This is a genomic window from Mesorhizobium sp. WSM4850 (assembly GCF_055811735.1).
Genome location: NZ_JBVVPV010000058.1, coordinates 22,116 through 29,942, shown reverse-complemented (window position 1 = coordinate 29,942; position 7,827 = coordinate 22,116). Strand labels below are relative to the sequence as shown.

Genomic DNA, 7,827 nt, shown 5'->3' with positions numbered 1-7,827 from the left:
CTGCATAGCACCAACCCGATCGAGCGCCTCAACGGCGAGATCAAGCGCAGGACCGAGGTCGTCGGCATCTTCCCCAACGACGACGCCATCGTCCGTCTCGTCGGCGCCTTGCTGCTCGAACAGAATGATGAATGGGCCGTGCAGCGGGCCCGCTACATGACGCTTGAGACCATCAGCCAGATGAGCGATGATCCGCTCATCAGCCTGCCGGCAGTGGCGCGCTGATCAGTCCGGCCCATGCCGGAGAGCACGGCGTCCAGTGCCGTCAGCTACACCACGCCAGTGGGCACGATCCGAGGAGTCCCGTCATGTCTAGAGAACGGTTTCTGAGAAGATCGACATCGGTGTTGACTAGGGCTCGGCGGCTCGGACGAAATATCCTGCGCTGGCTGGAGGGAGACAGCCGATCCCAACAGCTCAGCGACGAAGTTCTGTTTTGGAGACACTGGTTCTCCACTCAGGGATCATTCTGGCCAGAGGACTACAAGGAACGTCTTGACCCCAATTTACCAATTCAGGATCACGTTGGGCGATATGTCGACAGGTTGACGACCAACCCAGTTTGCATACTCGATGTGGGCGCTGGCCCCTTGACGAAGCTCGGCAAAGTGCATGCCTCGAAAGAGATCATGATTACTGCAACTGACCTGCTGGCATCAGAATATGATCAAGTTCTGAGAGATTTTGGGATCCAACCTCTAGTGCGAACAGTCTTCGGTGACGCCGAAAATCTTAGGACCCAATTTGGCGATTACAGTTTCGACATCGTGCATGGACAGAATTGTATAGACCACACGACTAGTCCACTCAAGGCAATACAACAGATGCTCTCGGTCACAAAACATGATGGTTTCGTCGTGCTTTATCATGCTGAAAACGAAGGAAAGACGGAATCGTACAAGCAGCTGCACAAGTGGGACTTCACATGTGAGAAAGGACATTTCGTTATCAGAGGGCCTGGACCGGGTGGGGATGCGGTAGATGCCACTAACGCGCTGGCCGCTCTAGGGTCTGTTGAATGTAGCTTGGACGACGGCGCGGTGCTTGTTGCAATCCGAAAGCATCCGCAAAGACGCCAGTGATATTCTGGCTAACCTGCTCGCAGGCGGCCTCCTATTTCGGGGGGCATGGGTTCAGATAGCGGTCACCTGAGGTATCGCGGGGTAACACTTCGGTTCCGCTTCGCTCCACCTCCAATCCTTTGCACCCACTGCACGCGTAGTGTCGGTAGCTTTTCAAGTTGTGCGGTTTTTGTAGCACATCAGCTGTCCGCTTTGGGTTGACGGTTGACCCCGGATGAAAGCGGAAGGACATCCGGGGGCCGCTTGCTGGTTCAGGTGCCTGCCGCGGCAGGCTCCTACGCATGGGCTTGTCGCTGCCCTTGCGTCGTTTCCGGTGAAGCGCCGACCTCGTGTCGAGACGCAGTCAAGGCTGGCCGCCGCGCTGCCGAGAGGGGGGCCGGCTGCGACGCTTCCAGGCCACGCCTTGAGGGCGTCGAGCACGGGTGCAGCATGGGTGAGATCGGCTCGCCGATCTCCCGGCCCTCGGCATCATAACGGCCGATGCAGCGCGGGCCGTGGAAGATGGCCAGCCCGTCGTCCGGATACTGGCTCGCGAAAGCCGTTGCAGGCGAGGCAAAAGTTCCGTTCTTCTCGATCTCGGGCTCAGAATTCGTCGAGATGTTCGTAGGCGTCGGCGCCGCCCGTGTGCGCGACCTGTTCGAGCAGGCACGCGCCAAAGCCCCGGCGATCATCTTCATCGACGAGCTCGATGCGCTGGGCCGCGCCCGCGGTGCGGGCCCGATGATGGGCGGCCACGACGAAAAGGAGCAGACGCTCAACCAACTCCTGGTCGAGCTCGACGGTTTCGACCCGAAAATCGGCGTCGTGCTGCTCGCCGCGACGAACCGCCCGGAAATCCTTGACCCGGCACTTCTTCGCGCAGGCCGTTTCGATCGGCAGGTGCTGGTCGATCGCCCGGACAAGCAAGGTCGCGTCCAGATACTCCAGGTCCACATGAAGAAGGCTAAGCTGGCGGCGGATGTCGATGCTGAAAAAGTCGCCGCGCTGACGCCGGGTTTTACCGGCGCCGATCTCGCCAACCTGGTCAATGAGGCGACCCTGCTCGCCACGCGCCGGAGGGCGGATGTCGTCACGATGGACGATTTCAACAATGCGGTCGAGCGCATCGTGGCCGGGCTCGAGAAGCGCAACCGACTGTTGAACCCGAGGGAACGCGAGGTCGTCGCCTATCACGAAATGGGCCATGCGTTGGTAGCCATGGCGCTGCCCGGAGTGGATCCCGTGCACAAGGTATCGATCATCCCGCGCGGCGTCGGCGCGTTGGGCTACACGATCCAGCGGCCGACCGAGGACCGATTCCTCATGACGCGCGAGGAACTGGAGAACAAGATGGCGGTGCTGCTCGGCGGCAGGGCGGCCGAGTGGATCGTGTTCGGGCATCTGTCCACGGGGGCCGCCGATGACCTGGCCATAGTGACCGATATCGCCCGCGCCATGGTCACGCGCTACGGCATGTCGGAAAAGCTCGGCCATGTGGCGCTGGAAAAGGACCAGCGCTCCTTCCTGAGCCCCAACCCACTTGCCGGCGGTCCGCGCGAGCACGATTACGGCGAGGCCACCGCCGAGGCTATCGACGCGGAGGTTCGCAGCATCGTCGACACAGCTTTCGCGCGAACCGTCGGCCTCCTCACTGAGCGACGGGATCTGCTGGAAAAGACGGCGCGCAAGCTGCTCGAAATCGAGACGCTAAGTGAAGCTGAACTTGCATCGCTCGTCGGAAACGTCTCGGCACCGGATCGCGCGACAACGGAGGCATCCGATCCGCAATCGGGGAAGCGACCGGTACGACGAGGCAAGGCTGCGGCTACAAACGTCTCGCGCCCCGCCGGGTGATGCCCTTGCCCGTCCCGACGGCAGATCCCTGGCATCGCCAATCTCGACGCGGCCTCCCCAAGTGACCCGTTCCCAGTGGCATAGTGTCGCTGCCAATCACTGAGATAGTCGCCCAGGGCCTGGCAACAACGAAGACCAGCACGGCCTCTCACACGCGCCGGGCGGCCGCAATCCGCGTCGCGCGGCGCCGGTTGACCGGCTTGTTCAGTAAAGGCTAATGAGGCAGCGTTACGCGACCGATCGTTGTGTCTGTTTTTCGGATTTGGCGTTGCTTTCGTCACGGTCCGAATCCGCCAGCTACGGTAAGGCTGAATGACCGACCACATTTGCCTCGAATTCGCCCCGATCATTGAAGAGCGGTGCTGATTGCAATGCTGGCGCCATCCGTTTACCAACTCTTGCAGACAAAACGAAGGCTCTTATGATCCAGGACAATGCCAGGGTCGGCGTCGTGGTGCCGATGTTCAATGCCGAGCGAACCATTCGCGCCACCTTGACCAGCATCTGCCAGCAGGATCATCAGGCGCTGGACATTATCGTGGTGGACGACGGGTCGACGGACCAGTCCGCCTCGATTGTGGCCTCCTGTGCTGAGAGAGACCGGCGTATACGCCTGATGAGGCAGTCGAACGCCGGTGTTGCGCAGGCCCGCAACAGCGGTGCGGCCTCTACCGATGCCGAGTTTCTGGCGTTCGTCGACGCGGATGATCTCTGGGCCCCTTCCAAGATCTCACTGCAACTGCGCGCCCTGCAGGAAGGCGGTTCTTCCGCGGGCCTGGCCTATTGCTGGTTTGCCCAAATCGACGAGAACGGCCGGGTATTCTCACTGTACAACCGGCCCGACGCCGACGGCCACGTCTTGCAACGGATGTGCAGAATGAATTTTGTCGGCAACGGGAGTTCGATGCTGATGCGTCGCTCCGCATTCGAGCGGGCGGGACAATTCGATCCTTCCCTGAGGGCCAGGAACGCACAGGGCTGCGAGGACCTTCTCATGTGCCTCAGAATAGCGGAAAATTACGAATTCCGCGTCGTGCCTCAGCACCTGGTGGGCTATCGGATAACGAACGTCAACATGTCGAGCGATGTCATGCAGATGCTTCGTTCATGTGAAATCGTCCTTGCCGAGTATCGCGAAAAATATCCGCAGTTCGGCAGCGATCTCGATGCGCATCTGGTCGACATGATCCATTGGCTTGCCATCAGAGCCTTGGTCGGCGGGCGGCTGTTCGCAGCCGGCGACCTGCTGAAGAGATACTTCGTCCTGGAACCGCGCACGGCAATTTCCCGCCTGCCCCACATGATCGACATGTACTGCCGGGCCAGGCTGGTTCCTCGCTGGGTCAAAATTCGAGTGAAGCGGATGCGAAACAAGAACGCCGAGTTTCGGCGCCTTTATGAAGAGACCAGCTGGTGAGCGCTTCCATTTCGAGCGCTTGCGGCGGCACTTCCGCCTGGCGGCGGCGTCTAGATGGGCGAGGCCGACCGTCGTCGGACTTAGGTTGGCTGCGGCGGTTCTCGAAGGCGTCACCTCGTGTTTGGGACCTAAGCGCCGTTTTCGACGAGAGCGGACGGATCAATACTCCTCGGACCTGACTCGTGAAGCTGGCGCGGCGTCGGGGTCTTGAGGGCCACCTGGACGCGCCTTCGAAGCCACTCCGGAGGAGCTGGCTGGCAGATGAAGGTCGGATCGGCGTCGAAAAAATGCCTGGAGGTACAGATGGAATGCGGTGAGGTCGGAACCATGCGCTGTTTAACGGCAAGCAGTCTCGGCACAAAGCGACGCAGCCGCCGCCACAGGTTTTGTGCGATCGGCTTTGCGAAGACATGAAACAGCGCGGCCGGATCGATCCGTGTTGCGTGGACAAACGGAGCGATGGCCGCGCGCGGCGACGTACGGGCGGCTTCGCTGCCATAATACGCTGAAGCCACGCCATCGGACCAACGAAACAAGAAAGACGCTAGCCCGGGATGTCGCGTGCGGACTGTTTCAAGGACGATGCGGTGCGATGTCAGCATGACGACATACTTGGTCGACATAGAAGACGGTGATCGCCGGTAACCAATCAGATACTCGGGAACGACATCATAATCGGAGATCGCGGCAATGTTGAGCTGCATCTGCAAGTCTTCGGCTCCTTGGGCTCCTGCGGCTCTGAGCGATGGGTCGTATCCCCCGGTTGCCGTAAGAACTGATCGCCTGATTAGCGGTGAACTTGCATTGCCAATAAAATTGTCAACCAGCAGCCAGTTGTGAACGTCCCCGCGAGCGAGAGTTGGCGGGGAGCATTCGATCACCAAATCATCATCATCGATGACCCGATACCATGCGTAGACAAGGCCGAGAGACGGCCGAGATTGGAAGAGGCCGTGCTGCTTCTCCAGCTTTGTCGGGTGCCACACATCATCCGCATCAAGCGGCGCTATAAATTCACTCTTCGCCGCATGAATTGCCAGGTTTCTGGCCACAGCAACCCCTTGGTTCTGCTGTCTCAGAAGAGAAATACGCGGATCACTTGTTGCAAATGTCTCGACGATCTCAGCGGTCCGGTCGGTCGACCCGTCATCGACCACTATGATCTCCAGCTGTTTGAAAGTTTGTGAGGCGGCCGACTGGATCGTGTTTCGGATAGTCTTTTCCGCATTGTAGGCAGGAATGATGACGGAAACGGCGGGTTGCATATCGAAAAAAACCTGCTTTTGATGAAGGATGAAAGAAAAGTGAGCGCCACCGGCCTAAATGCTAACATACTCGAGCGGGATAGTATCAAGCCGCGCCTCTCCCTAGCTACTTCAACGTCTGAGAACTCGCCCGATCTTTCGCACTTTCGGCGGCGACATGTGCCAATATGCTGGTTCCAAATCCGCCCAAACTTGTGATGCCTTCATGCTTTCTTTCATTCGCTCACCTCCGTGCCCGTGGCGTCGTGGTCTTATTGCGATCAGCTATATGCTTTGAACACTCACATGTTTGGCGTTTCTGCCGATCGGGATGGCATCCGCGAAGGGACATGAGCGTGGTTTTCGCGGTTCCCGCGGCTGGAGACCGATGGTGATCCCGCGCGTTCTCCTGCAGCTTGGTCGGCTGGTGCGGCGTCGACGCCTGCGCCGTGCTCCCATCATACTGATGTACCATCGCGTTGCAGACATCGCCGTCGATCCGTGGAGCCTGGCCGTCCATCCGGCGAGGTTCGACGAACAAATCGACGCGCTGACGCGGAGCCGGCAGGTGGTGCATTTGCATGAGCTGTTCGATGTCAACGCACGGGGAAAGCCAGGCAAACCGCTTGCGGTTGTCACGTTTGACGACGGCTATCACGACGTCTACAGCAACGCTCGCCCTATCCTGCAGCGTCACGACTGCCCGATGACGCTGTTTGTTGCGACGGGAGCAATCGGAAGCGGCAGGGAATTCTGGTGGGATGCGCTCACGCGCATCTGTCTTGAGACGTCTGAACTGCCTGACCAACTCGACATCACCATCGAGGGAGCCAGGCAGCACTGGCTTATCCCGAAGATGGTGGATCAGGCCGGCCGTGACAAAGTCTACCGGGAGGTATGGTCGGCGCTCCGAACACTGCCGTATGAGCGACAGAACGCGCACATCGAAGACATTGCGAAATGGGCGGGCGTTGGTCTCGACGCCAGGCCAGAGCACTGTATTATGACCCCCGGGGAGGTTGGTGACATCAGTGACGACCTGATCACGATCGGCGGTCATACGGTCAGTCATCCCACGCTTCCGGCCCATTCCTTCGCGACCCAGCTTCGCGAGATCGTCGACGGCCGTTCGGCCTGTGAGCAAATGACAGGAAAACGCGTCCTCTCTTTTGCATATCCATTCGGAGACCATGACGCTCTGTCGGTATCTGCCGTAAGGGAAGCGGGATTTGAGTTCGCATGCACGACGCGCGCCGGGTACGTTGCGCCCGAGGCAGACGTGCTGCGTTTGCCTCGATTGTATGTCGGCAACTGGTCAGGGGACGAATTCTTGCGAAAAATCGAGGATCATCTGTTCTGATGAACGCACAGCAGACTACCATCATCACCCCTCGACGCGGCTGGTTTGACCTCGATTTCTGGCACCTGTGGCGCTATCGCGATCTGCTGCTCCTGTTCGCGATGCGCGACATCAAAGTCCGCTACAAGCAGACCTTGCTTGGTCCGGCTTGGCTGATCCTGCAGCCCCTGGCGCTTACCGCAGCCTTGACCACCGTCATCAGCGGTATCGCGGGCATTTCAACCGGTGGCCATCCCGCGCCAATCTTTTATCTGACAGCGTTGGTGCTGTGGTCGTATTTTTCCCAAGTCGTCTCCACAGCGAGCCAGGTCTTCATTGCGAACGGTCATCTTTTCAGCAAGATCTACTTCCCGCGACTCGTCGTTCCCGTGTCGTCGCTGCTGTCGAACAGTGTGGCCTTGGCGATCCAGCTTGGCGTCGCATTGGCCTTCTTGCTCTGGTACCAGCTGACGGGAAAAGTGGACGGGTTGTCGTGGCGCCTCGCGTTCTTTCCGCTGGTGATCATCCAGGTCGCGGCATTCTCGTTGGCTGTTGGGCTTTGTCTAGGAGCGTCAACCGCGAAGTACCGCGATACAGCTCATATGACTCCCTTCCTCATTCAGATCTGGCTGTTCGTGACGCCGATCATCTTTCCTTTTTCGGCTATTCCCGAGCAGTACCGGACGCTGACCGGATTTCTGAATCCGCTCGCTGTCATAATTGATGAATGGCGCTGGTGCTTCTTCGGCACTTCGGCAGTCGGTGCGCCACAAATCGCGGCAGCGCTTGTCACGACCTCGGTCGTGCTGTTCATCGGCGTCGTGATCTTTCAACGCGTCGAACGAACGGCCATGGACATGCTGTGAAGAGAAATGATAACCCTTGCGGCCCCGTAGAGAGTGAAGGTCGCCT

6 protein-coding genes and 1 pseudogene are annotated in these 7,827 nt (G+C 59.2%); 6 read left to right on the top strand and 1 reads right to left on the bottom strand.

Annotation, left to right across the window (positions count from 1 at the left end; genetic code table 11):
- From AC0L2Z_RS31735 to AC0L2Z_RS31720, 4 genes and pseudogenes are all read left to right on the top strand, one after another.
- Window positions 1–225, top strand: a 225-nt coding sequence (locus AC0L2Z_RS31735) for a transposase (protein ID WP_473630221.1), incomplete at its 5' end; no start/stop codon positions are given.
- An 83-nt stretch (window positions 226–308) separates the two neighbouring features.
- Entirely contained in the window at window positions 309–1,082 is a 774-nt protein-coding gene (locus tag AC0L2Z_RS31730; RefSeq protein ID WP_287250633.1) for a class I SAM-dependent methyltransferase, read from the top strand.
- Between the two features lie 522 nt (window positions 1,083–1,604).
- Window positions 1,605–2,915 (top strand): annotated as a pseudogene (ftsH, locus tag AC0L2Z_RS31725) (ATP-dependent zinc metalloprotease FtsH); the annotation flags it as partial.
- Window positions 2,916–3,264: 349 nt separating this feature from the next.
- Window positions 3,265–4,332 carry a glycosyltransferase family 2 protein gene (locus tag AC0L2Z_RS31720; RefSeq protein ID WP_287065393.1) on the top strand — a complete coding sequence of 356 codons (1,068 nt, stop codon included), beginning with the start codon at window positions 3,265–3,267 and terminating at the stop codon, window positions 4,330–4,332.
- A gap of 128 nt (window positions 4,333–4,460) precedes the next feature.
- Here the strand turns inward: AC0L2Z_RS31720 and AC0L2Z_RS31715 are convergent, their stop codons facing one another.
- Entirely contained in the window at window positions 4,461–5,597 is a 1,137-nt protein-coding gene (locus tag AC0L2Z_RS31715) for a glycosyltransferase family 2 protein (protein WP_287065391.1), read from the bottom strand.
- Window positions 5,598–5,967: 370 nt separating this feature from the next.
- Here AC0L2Z_RS31715 and AC0L2Z_RS31710 point away from each other — a divergent pair, with 370 nt between their 5' ends.
- Both AC0L2Z_RS31710 and AC0L2Z_RS31705 read left to right on the top strand, forming a co-directional pair.
- A complete protein-coding gene (locus AC0L2Z_RS31710) occupies window positions 5,968–6,936 on the top strand; it encodes a polysaccharide deacetylase family protein (RefSeq protein ID WP_473630220.1) in 969 nt (322 codons plus the stop codon).
- Window positions 6,936–7,781, top strand: a complete 846-nt coding sequence (locus tag AC0L2Z_RS31705; protein ID WP_287065387.1) for an ABC transporter permease — start codon at window positions 6,936–6,938, stop codon at window positions 7,779–7,781. The genes AC0L2Z_RS31710 and AC0L2Z_RS31705 overlap by 1 nt, the downstream gene beginning before the upstream one ends.
- The last annotated feature ends 46 nt before the right edge of the window (window positions 7,782–7,827 follow it).

Excerpts from the sequence above, each read along its gene's own strand:
- AC0L2Z_RS31730 (WP_287250633.1), top strand. The coding sequence starts at position 309 with ATGTCTAGAGAACGGTTTCTGAGAAGATCGACATCGGTGTTGACTAGG.
- AC0L2Z_RS31715 (WP_287065391.1), bottom strand. The coding sequence starts at position 5,597 with ATGCAACCCGCCGTTTCCGTCATCATTCCTGCCTACAATGCGGAAAAG.
- AC0L2Z_RS31705 (WP_287065387.1), top strand. The coding sequence starts at position 6,936 with ATGAACGCACAGCAGACTACCATCATCACCCCTCGACGCGGCTGGTTT.